Genomic DNA, 19,014 nt, shown 5'->3' with positions numbered 1-19,014 from the left:
GCCAGAGTTTCAGAAGCCCCGCAGCACGGCCGCCTTCGTCATCGCGAACTCCTCGTCCGTGAGCACCCCGTCGCGGTGCAGCTCGCCCAACTCCCGCAGCCTGCGCAGCAGCACGTCGTGGTGGTCGGACGGCGGCGGCACGGGCGCGGTGAGCCGGCCGGCCGGTTCGGCGTATCCCACGCCGGTACGGGTGGAGGGGTGCGGCAGCCGGGCGGTCACCGCGGTCGCGACCAGCGCGGTGAGCAGATCCCGGCGCGCGCTGCCCCACAGGTCCAGGGCGTACGGGTCCTTCTCCGGAGGGAGCTTGGACAGCGCCGTCTCCCGGGTCACGAACCGCAGGAAGCCGTCCTCGTACCCCGAGTTGGGCAGCCACTCCACCTGCACGACATCGGCGATGCCGATGATCCGCGGCCCGGTCGCCCGCTTGACCCGGTCGGAGGTGTCGGCCCAGTCGATACGGATCTGGACGCCGTCGAAGGAGACCGTTCCGTCCGAGGAACGCACCGACACAGGCACCGGGGGACCGGGCAGCAGATAGGCCTTGGTGGGTTCGGCGGGGATCTGGTCCAGCAGCAGCGAGCGGCGGATCTCCTCGGCCACGTACTCGGCGACCCCGGCCCGGTCCACGTCCACCGTCAGCCGGTACGGGTCCGCGGGCTCGGGCAGCCGTCCGCCGGTCGCCTGGAGCAGCGGGTCCGCGCCCTCGCGCAGCCGCATCCGCAACCGCCCGCGCTTGCGCTCGGGTTCGAAGACGACCCCGGCCACGGCCTCCAGAGGGACGGCGATCTCCCCGTACGTCTGCCGGAACAGCGGCACCGAGCGGTGCAGGCCCGGTGTGATCCTGATCGTTGTGCCGTCGAAGGCCCAGGTCCCGTCGCGCTGGATGATCTCGGCCATGGACCGATTCTCCCAGCCGGGTCAACACGGCGGTTCGGACATCACTCCTCGCGGCCCTCCCGCGAAGCGGACCTGCCGGGCGGGCGGGGGGTGGTGTAGGGCACAATTCGCTCGCGTCGCAGTGGAGTTGTGGCGTGACGGAGCATGGGAGAGGCGGGCGTCGGTCGTGGCGGTGCAAGACGCGAGACAGCGCGCGGAGGTGGGTGCGCACGACGGCGGCTGCACCTGCGGGGACTGTCCGCACGGGGTGCGGGAGGGGCATCGGCGGGCGGTCGCCGAGTTCCTGTCGAAACGGGACGAGTTCGCCGCCGGTCAGGGACTGCCCGCCGCCGTGGCCCACTCGGCCTCCGCTTCCCGCCAGTGGGTGTCGGAGGAACTGACCCAGTCCGCGGTCCTCGTCGCCGAACGCCGGCGCGCCGAGGGCGAGGCCTGGCTGGCCCGGCTCTGGCGCCGCAGCGTGTACACCCTGTGGGGCCTGGTCGTCCTGCTTCTGCTGGTGCAGGCGCTGACCGCGATCGGCCCGGGCTGGACCACCGCACGCACGGCCGGACTGCTCGCGGCCGTGGTGACCGCGGGCGCGCTGACCGCCGCGTCCTACTTCCACCGCGCCCGCGGCGGCGCGCTGGCACCGGTCATCGGCGAGGACAACCGGCTGTCCACCTCCCGCGCGGTGGCCGTGGCCTGGGTGCTCTTCGTGGCCTACGCCGTGCTGTTCCTGGCCGGCCGCCTCGCCGCCGCCTCCGACCCCGACGAACGCGACGACCTGATCTCCGGCCTCGAACTGGCCCGCGGCGCCGGGGCGGTGACCGTCCTGGCCGTGGTGTGCGCGGTCGCGGTCCTGGTCCGCCGGGTGGTGGGCGTGCGGGTGCTGGGCCAGCGCCTGCAGAAGGTACGGGCGGACCGCCCCCGCGCCGCCGACCTCCTCACCGACGACGCGGGCCGCGGCACCTTCGCGGACATCCAGTACGTCGTCATCGGCGCGGTCGCCCTCCTCTTTGCCGCGGTACGCCTGGGCCGCCGCCCCGACCAGCTCCCGGACCTGCCCTGGGGCCTGGCCCTGGTCGTCCTGATCTCCGCCGCGACCTACGTGGCCGGGAAGTACGCGGAGGGCGGGCGCCCGGTGATCCTCTCCGTCGTCCGCTCCCGGGAGGCCGGAGACCTCGACGGCCCGATCCGCACTGGCGACGACATCGAGATCCGCGGCGCCGGTTTCGTGCCCCCGGGTGCCGGCACCGCCGACCGCCTCGCCCGCATGGTCGTCCGTATCGGCCCGGTCAACGTGCACGTCCCCCTCGTCCCGGTCCGGGGCGGCTTCAGCAACCCCACCGACACGGTCCTCACCGTCCCCGTCCCGGCGGACGTGGAACCCGGCCGGGTGGAGGTCCAGGTGGTCACGGCCGCGGGCGTCGAGACGGGGCGGTACGCCATCGACGTGACGGATTGACCCAGCCCCTCCGGCAGGGGCGAAAACCCGCCATCACGGAGAAAATGGTCTGGTCAGGATTGAGCGGTCCCCGGCCGGTATACGTATCCCCTTTTGAGGGGCACGTCCCGACGGGCGAGAGGCGGCACCGATGACCCATGGCTTCCGTACCGACACGCACGACCCCTACCTCGACGGCGGCGGCCGGAACTGGCGCGACCTCGCCACCCACTACGCCCTCCTTCCCCTCCGGATCTTCCTGGGCGTCACCTTTATCTACGCCTCGCTCGACAAACTCACCGACAGCGCCTTCCTGAAGGACTCCGGCTCCGGCTCCATCGGCGACATGATGCGCGCGGTGCGGGACTCCGCCGCCATCCCCTCCATGGTCGACATGGCCCTCGACAACCCGGTCGCCTTCGGCTACGCCATCGCCTTCGGCGAGCTGGCCGTCGGCATCGGCATCCTCCTCGGCATCCTCGGCCGCCTCGCCGCCCTCGGCGGTGCCCTGATCTCCCTCAGCCTCTGGCTCACGGTGAGCTGGGCCGCGGAGCCGTACTACTACGGCAACGACCTCGCCTACCTGATGGCCTGGCTGCCCCTGGTCCTGGCCGGCACCCCCTACCTCTCCGTGGACGCGATGCTCCGGGACCGCAGGAGGCTGCGGTCGGGGTACGAGGCGTAACCGCTCACAGCGGTGCCCTCCGGCCGGCCCCCGCCTCGGGGCGGGTGCCGCTCCGTCGGCGTATCCCGCGGACCAGCAGCCCCGTCGCCCCGGCCAGGAACAGGCCGCCCACCACCAGGGGGACGATCACGAACCACGGTGTGTCCCACGCCCCGCCCGCGTCACCGGCGAACAGCACGCCCGCGAGGGTCAGGAAGGTGCCCGCGACCAGCCGTCCGGGCTGGAACTCATGACGCAGCACGGCTCACCTCCGCCTGCCCGAGGCCCACATTGAGGTCGAGTTCGATGGTGCCCCCGGCCTTGGAACCCTTCACCGGCTTCAGGGTGACCTCCTTGTTCCGACCCGGTGCCACATCCACGTCCTCCTTGTCCTCACCCGGCAGCTGGATGTCCCCGACGCCCACGTTGATGTCGGCCTCGACCGTCACCCCCGGCGGCACGATCACCTTCAGCTGGCCGACACCCACGTCGGCCCTGGTGGTCACCGTCTTGCCCTTGGCCACCTTCAGCCCGCTCAGGTCCAGGGTCCCGACACCGGTGCCCAGGTCGTAGCGCGGCTCGACCTCCGCCACGGTGGCCGGCTCCCAGGCGGTCCGTATCCACTTCGTGCCGATGTCCTTGGGCAGTGCCGCCGACGCGGCCAGCATCCCCGCCGTGAGCACCGCCAGGAACACCGACCCGGCACCGGTGCGCCCGAGGAACGAGCTGACCGCGATCCCGACGCCGAACACGATCAGCGCCGCGGCCAAGCCCGTCTGGAGGCTGGTGCCGAGCGGCTCGTGCTCCCAGGTCAGGCCGGTGCCCAGGCCGCCGGCGACCAGGGCCAGCAGGAATATCCACCCGCCGATCCAGCGCGGTCCGCGCGGTCCCGGCGGGCCGGGGCGGCGGGCGGCGGGGTCCGCCGGACGGTGCCCGTACCCCGGGCCGAGGCTCACGTCGACCGCCGCCGCTATGTCCCGGTCCCGGGAGTCGCGGGGCCCCCACAGATAGCCGGTGCCGCCGTCGTGCGTGCCGTCCTTGACGATGGGGTCGCGCCACCAGGAGGGGTAGGCCGCGGGCACCGGCGGCGCCTTGGCCTCCGGCGGGGCGTCGGCGACGGCCTGCGCCGCGAGCGGATCGGGGTCGGCGCCGCCGCGCTGCCGCGACCAGTACCCGGCGCCGGCCAGGAGCAGGGAGAGTATGACGGCGAAGGACAGCACCCCGCCGTTCGTCATCATGGTCAGGAACACACCGCAGCCGACCAGCGCGAACAGCACCGCCGTCAGCGCCTGGCCGTCCACCCGGCCGGTCAGCAGCTTGCGGACCTCGTTCTCCTCCTCGTCCTCGTAGGGCACGAGGAGCCAGGCGAAGCCGTAGAAGATCAGACCGAGGCCGCCGGTCGCGGAGAGGACCGCGAGGGTGATCCGGAAGATCACCGGGTCCATGTCGCACTGGCGTCCCAGCCCCGAGCACACCCCGGCGAGCATCTTGTGCTGCCGGTCCCGGTGCCACCGGTCGGGCAGCTGGACGCTCCCTCCCTCTTCCTGCGCGGGCGCGGGCCCGTGCGCGCGCGAGCCCCCGTCCGCACCGGGAGCCGTGGCCGCGGCGGGTGCGCCGTCCCGCGGCCCGGTGCCCCCGCCGGGGCGCGGGCCGGAGCCGGGTCCCGGACCCGTCGCGGCGTGCTCGTGATCAGTCATGCGTCCATGGTGACGGCCGGGGCGCCCCGGCGGCAGTGGGAACGACCCTGGCCGGACCCTGATATCGCCCCTGACCCGACGCCCGGGAGGGGTCCGCCACGGCGCCGGTTCGAAGATCGGGGGAGTCTCGGGGGTGAACCCTGATGCTCCGCCGCACCGACCGTGTGACCATCGAAGGCATGTCGGAAGCCGCAGCAGCGCCCCTCGCAGAACCGCGGCCGCCGCGCAAGCTCTACCGCAGCAGCGACGGACGCTGGCTCGGGGGCGTGGCGCGGGGGCTGGCCGGACACCTCGGGCTGCCCGTGGTCTGGGTGCGGCTGGTCTTCGTCGGACTGTTCATGGCGGACGGCCTGGGCGCCCTGCTGTACGCGGCGTTCTGGTTCTTCGTACCGCTGGGCGTCGGCGGGGTCGGCGGGCAGAAGCCGCCCTCCCTCGTCACCACCGAGACCTCGGCGGACGGCCGCCGCAGACTCGTCGCCCGCAGACCGGACCGCGGCCAGATCGTCGCCCTGCTCCTCATGGTCGTGGTGGCCATGATCTTCGTGGGCAGCGTCGACTTCGGCAGCGGCGCCCAGGCCTATCTCTGGCCCGCCGTGCTCGTCGCCGCCGGTGTCGCCCTGGTCTGGCGGCAGGCCGACAACGCCCGCCGGGCCCGCTGGATGGAGGTCGGCCGCAGACGGCGCACGCTCAATCTGCTGCGCGCGGCCGGCGGTGTCCTGCTGGTGACCGCGGGCGTCACCGGCATCTTCGTGCTCCAGGGCTCCGCCGCCCACCTCGGCTCCGTCCTCCAGGCCGCCCTCGCCGTCCTCGTGGGGATAACACTCCTCGCCGGTCCGTACCTCGTCCGTATGACCCAGGACCTCTCCGAGGAGCGCCTGATGCGCATCCGCGCCCAGGAGCGGGCCGAGGTCGCCGCCCATGTCCACGACTCCGTGCTGCACACCCTGACCCTGATCCAGCGCAACGCGGAGAACGCGAGCGAGGTGCGCCGCCTCGCCCGCGCCCAGGAGCGCGATCTGCGCACCTGGCTGTACAAGCCCGAGGGCACCGGCAAGGACGAGGAGGACGAACCGGCCACGCTCGCCGACGCGGTCCGGCGCAACGCCGCCGAGGTGGAGGACAAGCACGGCGTCCCCATCGAGGTCGTCGTGGTCGGCGACTGCCCGCTCGACGAGAGGACCGGCGCCCAGATGCAGGCGGCGCGCGAAGCGATGGTGAACGCCGCCAAGTACGGTGGCGAGGGCGGCGCCGTGCAGGTCTACGCCGAGGTCGAGGGGAGGACGGTCTTCGTGTCCGTCCGGGACCGCGGCCCCGGCTTCGATCTCGACTCGATACCCGCCGACCGCATGGGCGTCAGAGAATCGATCATCGGCCGCATGGAGCGCAACGGCGGCACGGCGCGGCTGCGCGCGGTGCCCGACGGCGGCACGGAGGTCGAACTGGAGATGGAGAGGGCGGAGAAGACGTCATGAGCGACGAGGCGAACGGTACGGCGGAGGCCACCGGCAGCGCGGGGGAGCGCCGGGTGCGTGTGGTCCTCGTCGACGACCACCGCATGTTCCGCACGGGAGTCCAGGCCGAGATCGGGCAGACCGAGCAGACCGGTGTCGAGGTCGTCGGGGAGGCCGCGGACGTCGACCAGGCGGTCACGGTCATCACCGCGACCCGGCCCGAGGTGGTCCTGCTCGATGTGCATCTGCCGGGCGGCGGCGGGGTCGAAGTGCTGCGCCGCTGCGCGCCGTTGATGGCCGACACCGAGCGGCCGGTGCGCTTCCTCGCCCTGTCCGTGTCGGACGCCGCGGAGGACGTGATCGGGGTGATCCGCGGGGGCGCGCGCGGCTATGTCACCAAGACGATCACCGGGACCGACCTGGTCGACTCCATCTTCCGGGTCCAGGAGGGCGACGCGGTCTTCTCGCCCCGCCTGGCGGGCTTCGTGCTGGACGCGTTCGCCTCCACCGACGCCCCGCCGGTCGACGAGGACCTGGACCGGCTCACCCAGCGCGAGCGCGAGGTGCTGCGGCTGATCGCCCGCGGCTACGCCTACAAGGAGATCGCCAAGCAGCTGTTCATCTCGGTGAAGACGGTCGAGTCCCATGTCTCGGCGGTGCTGCGCAAGCTCCAGCTGTCCAACCGGCACGAGCTGACGCGCTGGGCGACGGCACGACGGCTCGTGTGACGCGTTCCCCGGCCGGGCTCACACCACCCGCGTCGCCCCCGCGAACGGCATCTCGGTGATCGGTGCCACGCGGACCGGGGCGGACGGGTTCGGGGCGTGGATCATCTGGCCGTTGCCGACGTAGATGCCGACGTGGCTGATCCCGGAGTAGAAGAAAACCAGGTCGCCCGGGAGGAGTTCGGAGCGGGAGACGCGGCGTCCGGCGCCGATCTGGGCGTAGGTCGTGCGGGGGAGGGAGACACCGGCCGCGCGGTAGGCGGCCTGGGTAAGTCCCGAGCAGTCGAAGGCGTTGGGGCCGGTGGCGCCCCAGACGTAGGGGCTGCCGAGCTTCTGGTAGGCGTAGGCGACGGCCTGCGCGGCGCGGGAGTTGGGGGCCTCCGCGGTCGCGGAGCCGGGTGCGGTCGCCGCGCCGGGGGCCGTGAGGCCCGCGCGCTCGCCCGAGCCGGAGCGGGTGGCCCGCGCGCCGGTGCTGTCGTCGAGCTGGGCCCGCTCCTCGGCGCTCAGCCGGGACAGCAGCCGGTTGGCCTCGCCGAGCTTCCCGGTGATCGTCTTCTTGTGCTGCTGCAGTTCGGCCTGGCGCGACTTCAGCGCGGTCAGTTCGATCCGCGCGGCCCCGCGCAGCTTGCCGATCTCGCGGAGCTGCTTGCGGACGTCCGCGACGGACGCCGCCTGCCGGGTGCCGACCCGGTCGATGAACTCGGCGCTGTCCAGGTACCGCTCGGGATCCTCCGAGAGCGCGAGCTGTACGGCCGGGTCGAGGCCGCCCTCGCGGTAGTGCGCCGCCGCCATCGAACCGAGCGCGTCGCGCGCCGAGTTGAGCTTGTCCGTCTTGCGGGCGGCCTGGTCGCGCAGCGACTTCAGCCGGGACTCGGCGGCCTCCGCCTTCTCCTTGGCGCCGTTGTACTTCTCGGTGGCGGCCTCCGCCTCCTGGTACAGCCGGTCGACCTTCGCCTTGACCTGTGCCGGTGTCAGGTCGGGCTCGGCGTGCCCGATCCCGTCGAAGCCGGTCGCGGTCGCCGCGCCCGCCAGGGCCACCGTGGCGGCCGTACGGACGGTGGTGCCGCCGGCCGAGCGCTGCCGGGGCTTGCGATGTGCTGCCACGTGGACTGCACGTCCTTTCGCACGACTCCATCGGCCGCCTGCTGACGCGTCCGGCGACGGCCCGCACAGGGGGAGCAGGCCGCCGCCGGACCTTCTCGGCGGTGGTGTCCGACTGCCGCCCCTGGCCCGGGCGGCGGTGGGGAGCCGGTCACCTGGGGGAGGACGCTAGGCCCGTATGTGTCGGGCCGGTAACGCGTTGTCCGGAACTGCCACCAGCGGATCGCGAGGCGACCGTATGTGACCGGGATCCGCGAACGGGCCGGGCGCCTTCGCGCTGCGCGCTGACCGAGTCGAGGTTTCCGGGGCGGGTGGGGGTGGCGGGGTGCTATGGAGCGCATATATGCGGGTTCCGCCGGGCGGCGAAGAGGCCGACGGCGAAGAGGCCGACGGCGAAGAGGCCGGCGGCGAAGAGGCCGGGCCGGTGCCGGGCGCCCGGAGCGCCCTGATTAGGCTCCGGCCTCATGGACGCACTCATCCACCTGTTCGTCGGCCTGCACATCATCGGCATCGCCTCGCTGCTGGGCGGCTTTCTCACCCAGATGAAGGCGATGGGCCAGGGCACCGCCCGGTTCGTCCCGGCGATGCTGCACGGTGCGCTGACCATGCTGGTCACCGGCGTAATCCTGGTCGGGCTCAACCAGGCCGAGGACTACACCGTGAACAACGTCAAGATCGGCGTGAAGCTGGCGCTGCTGATCGTGATCCTCGGTCTGGTCTATGTGAAGCGGGACGAGGAGAAGGTGGACAAGGGGCTGTTCGGCCTGGTGGGGCTGCTCACCATGGCGAACGTCTTCATCGCCGTGATGTGGACGTGAGCTGCGGGGACCCGGTCCCGGCGTAGAGCGGCTCCTGGCGCAGCGCGCCGTAGGAGACGGCGAGCCAGGCCGCGACCGCGATCCACAGCAGCACTTCGCCCGGGGCCTCCAGCCAGGGCACGTCGACGGCGTCGGCCACCGACAGAACCCCGGCCGCGGTCATGCCCAGCGGGAACACGGTCGCCCAGCGCCGTACGTCGTAGTCCAGGCGCGGCCTGATCACCTCGGCCGTGGCGAGGACGGCGTACCAGGCGAGGTCGAGGACCAGCAGGAAGACGGTGACACGCCGCAGGACGAAGTCGGCGTCGTCGTTCCACAGGTACAGCGCCGGGCTGTCGGCGGCGATCAGCTTGGACCCGGCGAGCGCGGAGATGGCGAGCGCGCCGCCCGCGATCCAGTGGTCCCCGGCACCCTCCAGCACCTGGCGCCGGTCGAAGTGGAACAGGGCGAGCACGTAGAGGGCGAGCCCCAGCCAGAACAGCACCAGGGCGGCGTGCGCGAGCCAGGCCGCCGACTCCTCGGCGGCGAGCGTGGCAGCGAGGACCGCGAGGCCCTGGGTCGCCACGGTGCCGAGGAACACCGCGCCGGGCATGCCCGGATGCCAGTGCCGCAGCACGATCCACAGCAGGACCGGCCACAGCAGCGCGGAGAGCGCCAGCAGGGCCCCGGCCAGGCCCGTCCAGCCGAACTGGGCGAACCGGGTGCCGATGACGCTCGTCGCCGCCACGGCCGTGAGCGCGGCGGGCGTACCGGCGTCCTCCCGCCAGCGCGCGGGCTGGCGCAGCAGCCGCAGCACGAAGTCCGCGGCCAGGCCCACCCAGGCGACGCAGGCCAGGACCAGGGCGATGCGGGACAGGACCTCGTAGCCGGTCAGATGCAGGCCGACCGAGAGGATGCCGGTCGCCATCACCGCGGCACCGGCCGCCGGAGGACGCCGCGCCCACCAGGCGCGAAGCGAGCGAGGGTCAGTGCGGGCGGGCATGCGCCGATGCTAAGGACCGGGACGCGCCCAGCCCGCGGGCCACGCGCGCGTGACGCCGAAATGGCCCCCACGCGCGCGTGCCCCCGCCGTCAGTGCGGGTGTACCGGGCTCGTCAGGCCGGGCGCACCACGCTGTGGATGGAGCCCTCGCCGTCGTAGTAGATGGACTCCTCGCGGACGTACGCGCCGGGCTTGGGGGCGTGGATCATCATGCCGTTGCCGATGTAGATGCCGACGTGGCTGATGTCGTCGTAGAAGAAGACCAGGTCCCCGGGCTGGGCGTTGGCGAGGGAGACCGTGGTGCCGGCGTTGACCTGGTCCCAGGTGGTGCGGGGCAGGGAGATGCCCGCGGCGTTCCAGGCGCCCTGGGTGAGGCCGGAGCAGTCGTAGGAGTCCGGGCCGGTCGCGCCCCAGACGTACGGCTTGCCGATCTGCGCGCGGGCGAAGGCGAGCGCCTTCTCGGCCTTGGAGGCGTAGGAGGAGTCCGCCGTCGCCTCGGACCCGGTGCTCGTGCCCGTACCCGTCGACGACGAGCCGCTCTCCTGCTGTTCGGCAGCCGCTTCCTCCTGGCGGCGCTCCTCGGCCGCCTGCTGTTCGGCCAGCTCGGCCGCCTTGCGTGCGGCCTCCTCCTGCTTCTCGCGTTCGATCTCCGCGAGCCGTGCCTTCTCCTCGGCGGTCAGCTCCGAGAGCAGCTCGCGCGCATCGGCGAGCTTTTTCTGGACCGTCGCCTTCGCGGTCTTCAGGTCGGACTGCGACTCCTGGAGCGTCTGGAGGCTCTCGGTGGCCTCCTTGCGCTTCTTCATCGTCTCCGACTGCTGCGTGACGTAGTCGTCGACGGCTTCCTTCTGACGGCCGGTCATCCGGTCCATCAGCTGGGTCTGGTCGAAGTAGTCCTTGGGCGAGTCCGCCAGCAGGAAGGTCGCCGTCTGCGGGGCGGAGGCTCCGGTGCGGTACTGGGCCGCGGCGAAGGAACCGAGTTCCTCCCGCGCGTCGTTGAGCTTCTGGGTGCGCTTGGCGACGTCGTCCAGCAGTGTGTCGACCTGCTTGCGCTGCTTGGTCGTCTTCTCCTTGGCCGCGTTGTACTTCTCGGTCGCCGTCTCCGCCTGGCGGTAGAGGTCGTCTACCTTCTTCTCGACCTCCTCCAGGCTCGGCTTGTCGTCCGTGCTCGGGCTGGCGTTGGCCGTCTGGGACAGCAGGGCCACGGAGGTGAGCGCGGCCGTGGCGAGGGCGGGGGTCCGTATGCCTGCTACGCGCGTACCCGCGGGACGCGACTTGCGGTGCGACGCCAAGGGAGGCGACTCCTTCCATGTTCCGCCTACCGAGTTAGCTGTCGGGTTCGGGCGGGTGGTTAGGAAGGGTTGCCCTACGGCCTGCTCCCGTCAGGGAGTTGGGCCGATTCACCCCAAGGTCGGTGTGGGTCCCCGGCTCCGGCTGCCATGGAAGGGCAGCGTGGACTCGGCGGAGGCCGCGCGGCCCGGCGTCGTTCGCCGGAGGGGGTCGTACGGCCTGCCCGGAACGGTAGCCAACTCGCGTGGCGCCTGTGAAGGTTGATGGGTGATATGCCCGATACATTTTCGTGACCTTCGGTCAGAAGATTGCGGGGAGTGATCAATCCGGGGTGATTGGTGCGAGGTTGCGTCCATTCGGCCTGATGGGCGAAGAGGGCGTTCTTCAGGTGATTCGCGCCACCGTATATCTGTTCGATTTACTGGGTGGCCCCCGGTCGCCCGCGGCAAAGCCGCCCCCGATGTTCCAAGGGCGGCAGCCGGGTGTCAGTGGGGAGCCCTAGACTCGGAGAGCGATGAGCAGCCTCTTTGACGACAGCTTCCTGGCGGACCTCCAGGCCCCTCGCGGGCACGAGGAGGAGCCCCCGCCACCGCCCGAGGACGATCACGCTCCGGAGTCGGTTCCGGACGATCTGTTCGGCGGGAAGTTCGACGTGCCACCGGACCGGGACGCCTACTACCGCGACGGCGCCCCCCGCCCCGCCCTCGACGCGGCGGCCCTCGTCGAGGGGCTCAACGAGAACCAGCGCGCGGCCGTCGTGCACTCCGGCTCCCCCCTGCTCATCGTGGCCGGCGCCGGTTCCGGCAAGACCCGCGTGCTCACCCACCGCATCGCCTATCTGCTCGCCGAGCGGAATGTGCACCCCGGCCAGATCCTCGCGATCACCTTCACCAACAAGGCCGCGGGCGAGATGAAGGAGCGCGTCGAGCAGCTCGTCGGCCCCCGCGCGAACGCGATGTGGGTCATGACCTTCCACAGCGCCTGCGTACGGATCCTGCGCCGGGAGAGCAAGAAGCTCGGCTTCACCTCGTCCTTCTCGATCTACGACGCCGCCGACTCCAAGCGCCTGATGGCGCTGGTCTGCCGGGACCTCGACCTCGACCCCAAGCGGTTCCCGCCGAAGTCCTTCAGCGCCAAGATCTCCAACCTCAAGAACGAGCTGATCGACGAGGAGGACTTCGCCGCCCAGGCCTCCGACGGCTTCGAGAAGACCCTCGCCCAGGCCTACGCCCTCTACCAGTCGCGGCTGCGCGAGGCCAACGCCCTCGACTTCGACGACCTGATCATGACGACGGTCAATCTGCTGCGCGCCTTCCCGGACGTCGCCGAGCACTACCGCCGCCGCTTCCGGCACGTCCTCGTCGACGAGTACCAGGACACCAACCACGCCCAGTACGCCCTGGTGCGCGAGCTGGTCGGCACCGGCGAGCACCCCGTCGACGTGCCGCCCGAGGCCGAGCTCCCGCCCGCCGAGCTGTGCGTGGTCGGTGACGCCGACCAGTCGATCTACGCCTTCCGCGGGGCGACGATCCGCAACATCCTCCAGTTCGAGGAGGACTACCCGGACGCCACGACGATCCTGCTGGAGCAGAACTACCGCTCCACCCAGACGATCCTGTCCGCCGCCAACGCCGTCATCGAGCGCAACGAGTCCCGCCGCCCCAAGAACCTGTGGACCAACGCGGGCGCGGGCGCGCGCATCACCGGCTACGTCGCCGACACCGAGCACGACGAGGCGCAGTTCGTCGCCGACGAGATAGACCGCCTCACCGACGTGGGCGAGGCCAAGGCCGGGGACGTCGCCGTCTTCTACCGGACGAACGCCCAGTCCCGTGTCTTCGAAGAGGTCTTCATCCGCGTCGGCCTGCCCTACAAGGTCGTCGGCGGTGTCCGCTTCTACGAGCGCAAGGAGGTCCGGGACGTCCTGGCCTACCTGCGCGTCCTGGCCAACCCCGAGGACGCGGTCCCGCTGCGCCGCATCCTCAACGTCCCCAAGCGCGGCATCGGCGAGCGCGCCGAGGCGATGATCGACGCGCTCTCCCAGCGCGAGAAGATCAGCTTCCCGCAGGCCCTGAAGCGCGTGGACGAGGCGTACGGCATGGCCGCGCGCTCCACCAACGCCGTGAAGCGGTTCAACACGCTCATGGAGGAGCTGCGCACCATCGTCGAGTCCGGCGCCGGGCCCGCCACCGTCCTGGAGGCCGTCCTCGAACGCACCGGCTATCTGGCCGAGTTGCAGGCGTCCACCGACCCGCAGGACGAGACCCGCATCGAGAACCTCCAGGAACTCGCCGCCGTGGCCCTGGAGTTCGAGCAGGAGAACGAGGAAACCCCGGGCGGACTCGCCGACTTCCTGGAGCGGGTCGCGCTGGTCGCCGACTCCGACCAGATCCCCGACGAGGACGAGGACGGCTCCGGAGTCATCACCTTGATGACCCTGCACACCGCCAAGGGCCTGGAGTTCCCGGTCGTCTTCCTGACCGGCATGGAGGACGGCGTCTTCCCACACATGCGCGCCCTCGGTCAGACCAAGGAGCTGGAGGAGGAGCGGCGCCTGGCCTACGTCGGCATCACGCGCGCCCGGGAGCGGCTGTACCTCACCCGTTCCTCGATGCGCAGCGCCTGGGGCCAGCCCTCCTACAACCCGCCCTCCCGCTTCCTGGAGGAGATCCCGGCGCAGCACGTGGACTGGAAGCGCACGGGCGCGTCGTCGCCGGTGTCCTCCGGGCCCGCGTCGGGCGTGGCCGCCTCGCTGTCGTCGTCCCGGTCCCGCTCGGCGGCGTCCGGCGCCTCCGGCTTCGCCACCCGCCGCACGTCCGAGAAGCCGGTCGTGGCACTCGCGGTCGGCGACCGGGTCACGCACGACCAGTTCGGGCTCGGCACCGTGATGGCGGTCAAGGGCAGCGGCGCCAACGCCGAGGCGACGATCGACTTCGGCGACGCCAAGCCCAAGCGGCTGCTGCTGCGCTACGCGCCGGTGGAGAAGCTGTAATCAGAGGGAAGCGGGGCTGGGCCTAGGAGGGGTCCAGCCCGTGGCTGCGGAACCAGGCGAGCGGGTCGATGGCCGAGCCGCCGCCCGGACGGACCTCGAAGTGCAGGTGCGGGCCGGTGGAGTTGCCCGAGTTGCCGGAGAACGCGATGGTGTCGCCGGCCTTCACCGTCGTACCGGAGGCGACCTGGTACGTGGAGAGGTGGCAGTACCACGTCTCCGTGCCGTCCTTCGCGGTAACGATCATCATGTTGCCGTAGGCGCTGTTCCACTGGGTGCGCACGGTGCCGTCGGTCGCGGCCATCACCGTCGAGCCGTAGGAGACCGGGAAGTCGATGCCGGTGTGCACGGACATCCAGTTGATACCGGCCTGGCCGTAGTAGGCGCTCAGTCCGTGCTGGGCGACCGGGAGGGCGAACTTGGGGCGCAGCCGCTCCTTGCGGGCCGCCTCTTCCGCCGCCTTCTTCCGCTCGGCCTCCTGCTGGGCCTTGAGGTCGATGCGCTCCTGCGTCCGGCTGGCCCGGTCGGCGAAGTCGTCGGCACCCGCGGAGAGGATCTCCAGCTGGGTGTCGAGCTTGTCGTTGGCGGCGGACGGTTTGACGGCCCCGGTGTCGGCGGCGGTCGTGTTGGTGTCCTTCTCGTCGCCGCCGGTCAGGGTGCCGACGGAGGCGGCGGCGATACCGGCCACGCCCATCACACAGGCCGACGGCACGGCCACGGTCAGCAGGGCGGAGCGGCGGGCGGGGGCACGGCGGCGGGAGCGGCTCGCGTTGCGGGCGGCGGCCCGGGAGCCGGGGACGGGGCCGGGCTCCTCCTGGTCGTCGAGGAGGTCGGTGACCGCGGGGAGTTCACCGGTGGCGGTCAACTCGCCCTCGGTGGAGGTGGTTTCGCCGTGCGGGTCCTCGTCGTAGGACTCGCCGTACGGCGTCGGGTCGTCGGTCGCGACCTGCTCGAATGTCGCGGTCTCCGGCTGGGAGAACGATTCGGCCCGGTGCTCGTAGTCGTCCGCACCGGCCGTGGCGCCGCCGGAGTTCCACTGCGTGGCGTCGTAGGCACCGGTGTCGAAGGTCTGTGTGCCCCATTCCCAGTGCTGGGTCGCGTCGGCGGGCTGCTGGGGCTGGTTCCAGGCGCCGGCGTCCCACTGGCCGCTGTCCTCGGACGGTGTGGACTGCGGGGGTACGGAGGAGAGTTGCTGGTACTCGGCCGACCAGGCCGTCGACTCGTAGACCCCGCTGTCGTAGGCGGCGTGGTGCTGGGCCGCGTACGCGTCGTAGTGCGGGGTGTGATGACCGGTCGCGGCCCACTGCCCCGAGTCGTACGCGCCGGTGGCGCTGTCGCCCGGCATGGCGCCGAAGAGGGGGTCGGCCTCGAAGGTGCCGGTGGCCTGGGTGGTGTGCTGAAAACCCGAGGCGTCGTAGGTCGCGTACGTGGTGAAGTCGCCGTACGCGGCTTCCTGGGTGCCGTACGACGCGTAGTGCGCCGAGGCGGCGTCGGAAGCCGGAGCCGGGGAGGTCGCGGTCCCCGACGGGTGACGGTCGTTCACCAACTTCTCTTTCGCCTCGACAACAGGGGCTGCCAGAGCAGTGCGGCGACTGTACCCGGCGGTACGCGGGCACGACAATCTTCGGCAGGTTTCGTGCTTCCGGGAAACGGGCATTCGGCCGTGTTTCGGGGGACTGCGGACGCGACTTTGGCCTTGTGTTCGAAGAGCGTTCGAGGGGTGGGTGGGGTTGGAGGCGTCCTCGGGGCGAGTTTGGACCGCCCTCAGGGCGTACTCGGGCCGGCCTCAGGGCGTACTCGGGCCGCCCTGAGGCCGTCGTCAGTCCGTCGTCGGGCCGGCCTCAGGCCACCGTCAGGCCGCCCGCCCGGGCCGCCGCGGCTTCCGTCGGCTCGTCGTCGAGTGCCTGGCGTATCCCGGCCGCCACCGCCGGGTGCACCGGCAGGGCGAGATGACCCACCCCGCTGACCCGGACGTTCTGCGCGAGCAGATCGGGATGGTCGATGCAGGCGGTCTCCAGCGGGTCCATCAGATGGTCGAGGTCGCTCCAGAAGCTGACGAAACGGGTCCGGCAGCCCGGTGCGGGCGCGGCCAGCTCCTCCAGCACCGCCGACCCGGGGCGCATCTGCCGCACGATCGGGTGCGCGTTGGCCAGCGGCACCACCGAGGTGCCGGAGTGCGGGGTGCCGAGCGTGACCAGCGTGCGGACCCGGGCGTCTCCGCCGAGGCACTGGACGTAGTACCGGGCGATCAGCCCGCCGAGGCTGTGCCCGACGACATCGACCCGCTCGCTGCCGGTGCGCTCGCAGATCTCCTCGACATGCCGGCCGAGCAGCTCGGCCGCCGTGCGGATGTCGCAGGTCAGCGGTGAGTAGTTGAGCGACTCTATCCGGTGCCTGCCGTGCTGGGCGAGGCTGCGGCGCAGCAGCACGAAGACCGAGCGGTTGTCGATGAAGCCGTGCAGCAGCACGACCGGAGGCCTGCCCTCCGTCGGCAGGTGGGGCGTGGCCGCCGCGTCCTTCGGCAGCGCCCGCCTGCGCTCCTGGGTGACTCCGGAGGGATAGAGGAGGAGGTGTCCGGCGAGGATCGCGATCTCCAGGGCGGTGGCCTTCAGCAGCGCCACGGACAGTCCCGCCAGTCGGCCCGGCAGCAGCCGCTGACAGAGGGGGAGAAGGGGCAGCACTGCCTTGGTGACCTTCATGGCCGACCTCCTGTCGGCACACCGAGGACGCCACTGTCCCCCGTATGCCCTCATGAGCCGCGCCGAAGTCGGTGGTCCCGGTGCCGCACAGGCTCCGGACGCCGCGCGGCGAACGTGTCCCACCGTGTGATTTCCCCCTCGGTCTCCACCGCGAAACTGCCGGTTGCGGGATGCTGGCGATAACGTTCGTTCACTTCCCCGGTCGGTGTGGCGCGGGGCATCCGTGCCACGACGGGTACGCGTGCACGGCGCGAGTGCGATGTGCGGTACTTGTCGGGACGGATGGAAGTAGTCGCTTCATGGAGGCAGTGATGGGTGTGGCAGCCGGTCCGATCCGCGTGGTGGTGGCCAAGCCGGGGCTCGACGGCCACGATCGGGGTGCGAAGGTGATCGCGCGGGCGCTGCGCGACGCCGGTATGGAGGTCATCTACACCGGGCTCCACCAGACGCCCGAGCAGATCGTCGACACCGCGATCCAGGAGGACGCCGACGCGATCGGCCTGTCCATCCTCTCCGGGGCGCACAACACGCTCTTCGCGGCGGTGATCGACCTGCTCAGGGAGCGCGACGCGGAGGACATCCTGGTCTTCGGCGGCGGCATCATCCCGGAGGCGGACATCGCGCCGCTGAAGGAGAAGGGTGTCGCGGAGATCTTCACCCCGGGTGCGACGACGCAGTCGATCGTGGACTGGGTCCGCGCGAACGTGCGCCAGCCGAGCGTCTCCGGCTGAGCCGGTTCCCCACGGGGGCGGTTGCGGGGCCCGGGGGAGTCTCCCCCAGGGCTCCGGCTCCCGCGACGGCGCCAGACACGGCTTCCGCTTTGGCTCCGGGCGGGTGTCCGGCCCCGGCCATGGCTTCCGCTTTGGCTCCGGGCGGGTGTCCGGCTCCGGCCATGGCTTCCGCTTTGGCTCCGGGCGGGTGTCCGGCTCCGGCCATGGCTTCCGCTATGGCTCCGGGCGGGTGTCCGGCTCCAGCTCCGCGAGCATCGCCGCCCGCAGCCGCAAGGTCGTCACCAGCCGCTGGAACGCCTCCGCCCAGTGCCCGCCGGCCCCCGGTGAGGCGTCCTCCGCTTCGTCCGGCACCGCCAGCAGGCCGTCCAGGCGGTTCGCCTCGGCCGGGTCCAGACAGCGCTCGGCCAGCCCCATCACCCCGCTGAAGCTCCACGGATAGCTCCCCGCGTCCCGCGCGATGTTGAGCGCGTCGACCACCGCCCGTCCGAGCGCCGGCGCCCACGGTACGGCGCACACCCCGAGCAGCTGGAACGCCTCGGACAGTCCGTGCGCCGCGATGAACCCGGCCACCCACTCGGCCCGTTCCTCCGCCCCCAGCGTGCCCAGCAGCTTCGCCCGCTCGGCCAGCGACACCGCACCCGGTCCGCCCGCCTCGGGCGCCGAGGGCACCCCGAGCAGCGCCCGCGCCCACACCGGGTCCCGCTGCCGTACGGTCGCCCGGCACCACGCGGCGTGCAGCTCCGCCTGCCAGTCGTCCGCCACCGGGAGCGCCACTATCTCCGCGGGCGTACGGCCGCCAAGCCGCCCCGGCCAGCAACCGAGCGGCGCCGCCTCCACCACCTGCCCCAGCCACCACGACCGCTGTCCGCGGCCCGCCGGGGCCTTGGCCACCACTCCGTCGCGCTCCATGGCCGGATCGCACTCGTGCGGCGCCTCGACGGTGAGCGTCGGGGTGTCGCCGGTGCGGTCCACGGCCACGCACGCCCCCGCGCGCACCGCCATGCGCGCGGCCAGCGCCGACCCCGGCAGCGCCGACAGCAGCTCCGCCGCCGTGGCCCGCACATTGCGGCTGCGGTCGGCCAGCGCCTGCTCCAGGAACGGCTCGTCCGCCGCGCCGAGGTTGGTGCGCAGCGAGTCCAGGAACATCAGCCGGTCCTCGGCCCGCTCCGTCGCCCAGGTCGACGCGAGCAACTCCCGCGCGGCGGCCGGTTCACGTGCGCGCAGCGCGGCGAGCAGGGCGACCCGCTCGGCGAACAGATCCTCCTGCCACAGCCGTTGCACCCGCTCCGTCTCCTCCGGCCCCGGCAGCGCGGAGTCCGCGCCCGGTGCCGCGCGCAGCGCGAACCGCCAGTCGGGGTTCAGCCGGGCCAGCCACACCGCGCGGGTGCCCGCGAACCGCAGCGCGGCAGGCCGCAGATCCGTGCGGCCCCGGGCCGCGTCCAGCAGGGCGGGCAGCAGATGCGGCGGCGGGGCGTAGCCGTGGGCGTTGGCCGCGGTGAGCCACTGGGGCAGCAGCTCCGTGAGGTCCGGCGCCGTGCCCGGCGCCCGCCG

General features: G+C 72.2%; 16 protein-coding genes and 1 riboswitch. Of the genes, 7 read left to right on the top strand and 9 right to left on the bottom strand.

The window, feature by feature from the left end; all coding sequences use genetic code 11:
* Window positions 1–9: 9 nt before the first annotated feature.
* The gene (locus GA0115233_RS31515) at window positions 10–897 is read right to left on the bottom strand and encodes a DUF4429 domain-containing protein (protein WP_093723728.1); all 888 of its coding nucleotides are present in this window, start codon (window positions 895–897) and stop codon (window positions 10–12) included.
* Window positions 898–1,063: 166 nt separating this feature from the next.
* On the opposite strand from GA0115233_RS31515, the gene GA0115233_RS31510 reads away from it, so the two are divergent.
* Both GA0115233_RS31510 and GA0115233_RS31505 read left to right on the top strand, forming a co-directional pair.
* The gene (locus GA0115233_RS31510) at window positions 1,064–2,341 is read left to right on the top strand and encodes a hypothetical protein (RefSeq protein WP_093723727.1); all 1,278 of its coding nucleotides are present in this window, start codon (window positions 1,064–1,066) and stop codon (window positions 2,339–2,341) included.
* A gap of 130 nt (window positions 2,342–2,471) precedes the next feature.
* The gene (locus GA0115233_RS31505) at window positions 2,472–3,005 is read left to right on the top strand and encodes a DoxX family protein (RefSeq protein WP_093723726.1); all 534 of its coding nucleotides are present in this window, start codon (window positions 2,472–2,474) and stop codon (window positions 3,003–3,005) included.
* Between the two features lie 4 nt (window positions 3,006–3,009).
* Here the strand turns inward: GA0115233_RS31505 and GA0115233_RS31500 are convergent, their stop codons facing one another.
* Both GA0115233_RS31500 and GA0115233_RS31495 read right to left on the bottom strand, forming a co-directional pair.
* On the bottom strand, window positions 3,010–3,246 hold the full coding sequence (locus GA0115233_RS31500; protein ID WP_093723725.1) for a hypothetical protein: 237 nt from the start codon (window positions 3,244–3,246) through the stop codon (window positions 3,010–3,012).
* Window positions 3,233–4,681 (bottom strand): PspC domain-containing protein, encoded by a 1,449-nt coding sequence (locus GA0115233_RS31495; protein ID WP_093723724.1) that lies wholly within the window; start codon window positions 4,679–4,681, stop codon window positions 3,233–3,235. Before GA0115233_RS31495 ends, GA0115233_RS31500 begins: the two co-directional genes overlap by 14 nt.
* 179 nt (window positions 4,682–4,860) lie before the next feature.
* Here GA0115233_RS31495 and GA0115233_RS31490 point away from each other — a divergent pair, with 179 nt between their 5' ends.
* Together GA0115233_RS31490 and GA0115233_RS31485 are read left to right on the top strand one after the other, a co-directional pair.
* The gene (locus GA0115233_RS31490) at window positions 4,861–6,153 is read left to right on the top strand and encodes an ATP-binding protein (protein WP_093723743.1); all 1,293 of its coding nucleotides are present in this window, start codon (window positions 4,861–4,863) and stop codon (window positions 6,151–6,153) included.
* Window positions 6,150–6,860 carry a LuxR C-terminal-related transcriptional regulator gene (locus GA0115233_RS31485; protein ID WP_093723723.1) on the top strand — a complete coding sequence of 237 codons (711 nt, stop codon included), beginning with the start codon at window positions 6,150–6,152 and terminating at the stop codon, window positions 6,858–6,860. Before GA0115233_RS31490 ends, GA0115233_RS31485 begins: the two co-directional genes overlap by 4 nt.
* An 18-nt stretch (window positions 6,861–6,878) precedes the next feature.
* On the opposite strand, the gene GA0115233_RS31480 is transcribed toward GA0115233_RS31485, so the two are convergent.
* Window positions 6,879–7,961 (bottom strand): C40 family peptidase, encoded by a 1,083-nt coding sequence (locus GA0115233_RS31480; RefSeq protein ID WP_093723722.1) that lies wholly within the window; start codon window positions 7,959–7,961, stop codon window positions 6,879–6,881.
* Between the two features lie 461 nt (window positions 7,962–8,422).
* Between GA0115233_RS31480 and GA0115233_RS31475 the strand changes: the two genes are divergently transcribed.
* On the top strand, window positions 8,423–8,776 hold the full coding sequence (locus GA0115233_RS31475; protein WP_093723721.1) for a hypothetical protein: 354 nt from the start codon (window positions 8,423–8,425) through the stop codon (window positions 8,774–8,776).
* Here the strand turns inward: GA0115233_RS31475 and GA0115233_RS31470 are convergent.
* Both GA0115233_RS31470 and GA0115233_RS31465 read right to left on the bottom strand, forming a co-directional pair.
* Complete coding sequence (locus GA0115233_RS31470) at window positions 8,754–9,758, bottom strand: tellurite resistance/C4-dicarboxylate transporter family protein (protein ID WP_093723720.1); 1,005 nt, start codon at window positions 9,756–9,758, stop codon at window positions 8,754–8,756. The two genes, GA0115233_RS31475 and GA0115233_RS31470, sit on opposite strands and share 23 nt — an antisense overlap.
* A gap of 112 nt (window positions 9,759–9,870) precedes the next feature.
* Window positions 9,871–11,046, bottom strand: a complete 1,176-nt coding sequence (locus GA0115233_RS31465; protein ID WP_093723719.1) for a C40 family peptidase — start codon at window positions 11,044–11,046, stop codon at window positions 9,871–9,873.
* 8 nt (window positions 11,047–11,054) lie between these two features.
* Window positions 11,055–11,228, bottom strand: a riboswitch (cyclic di-AMP (ydaO/yuaA leader).
* A gap of 330 nt (window positions 11,229–11,558) precedes the next feature.
* Here GA0115233_RS31465 and pcrA point away from each other — a divergent pair.
* A complete protein-coding gene (gene pcrA / locus GA0115233_RS31460) occupies window positions 11,559–14,036 on the top strand; it encodes a DNA helicase PcrA (RefSeq protein WP_093723718.1) in 2,478 nt (825 codons plus the stop codon).
* A gap of 22 nt (window positions 14,037–14,058) precedes the next feature.
* Here the strand turns inward: pcrA and GA0115233_RS31455 are convergent, their stop codons facing one another.
* Together GA0115233_RS31455 and GA0115233_RS31450 are read right to left on the bottom strand one after the other, a co-directional pair.
* Window positions 14,059–15,576, bottom strand: a complete 1,518-nt coding sequence (locus GA0115233_RS31455) for a M23 family metallopeptidase (RefSeq protein WP_255310423.1) — start codon at window positions 15,574–15,576, stop codon at window positions 14,059–14,061.
* Between the two features lie 298 nt (window positions 15,577–15,874).
* On the bottom strand, window positions 15,875–16,732 hold the full coding sequence (locus tag GA0115233_RS31450; protein WP_093723716.1) for an esterase/lipase family protein: 858 nt from the start codon (window positions 16,730–16,732) through the stop codon (window positions 15,875–15,877).
* 311 nt (window positions 16,733–17,043) lie between these two features.
* On the opposite strand from GA0115233_RS31450, the gene GA0115233_RS31445 reads away from it, so the two are divergent.
* A complete protein-coding gene (locus GA0115233_RS31445) occupies window positions 17,044–17,463 on the top strand; it encodes a cobalamin B12-binding domain-containing protein (RefSeq protein ID WP_093723742.1) in 420 nt (139 codons plus the stop codon).
* 213 nt (window positions 17,464–17,676) lie between these two features.
* On the opposite strand, the gene GA0115233_RS31440 is transcribed toward GA0115233_RS31445, so the two are convergent.
* On the bottom strand, window positions 17,677–19,014 hold a 1,338-nt coding region (locus GA0115233_RS31440; RefSeq protein ID WP_255310422.1), incomplete at its 5' end, for a DUF5691 domain-containing protein.

Source organism: Streptomyces sp. DI166 (assembly GCF_900091315.1).
Taxonomy (GTDB): Bacteria; Actinomycetota; Actinomycetes; order Streptomycetales; family Streptomycetaceae; genus Streptomyces; species Streptomyces fuscus.
The sequence above is the reverse complement of the archived record's forward strand: the minus strand, read 5'-3'. Positions and strand labels throughout refer to the sequence as shown.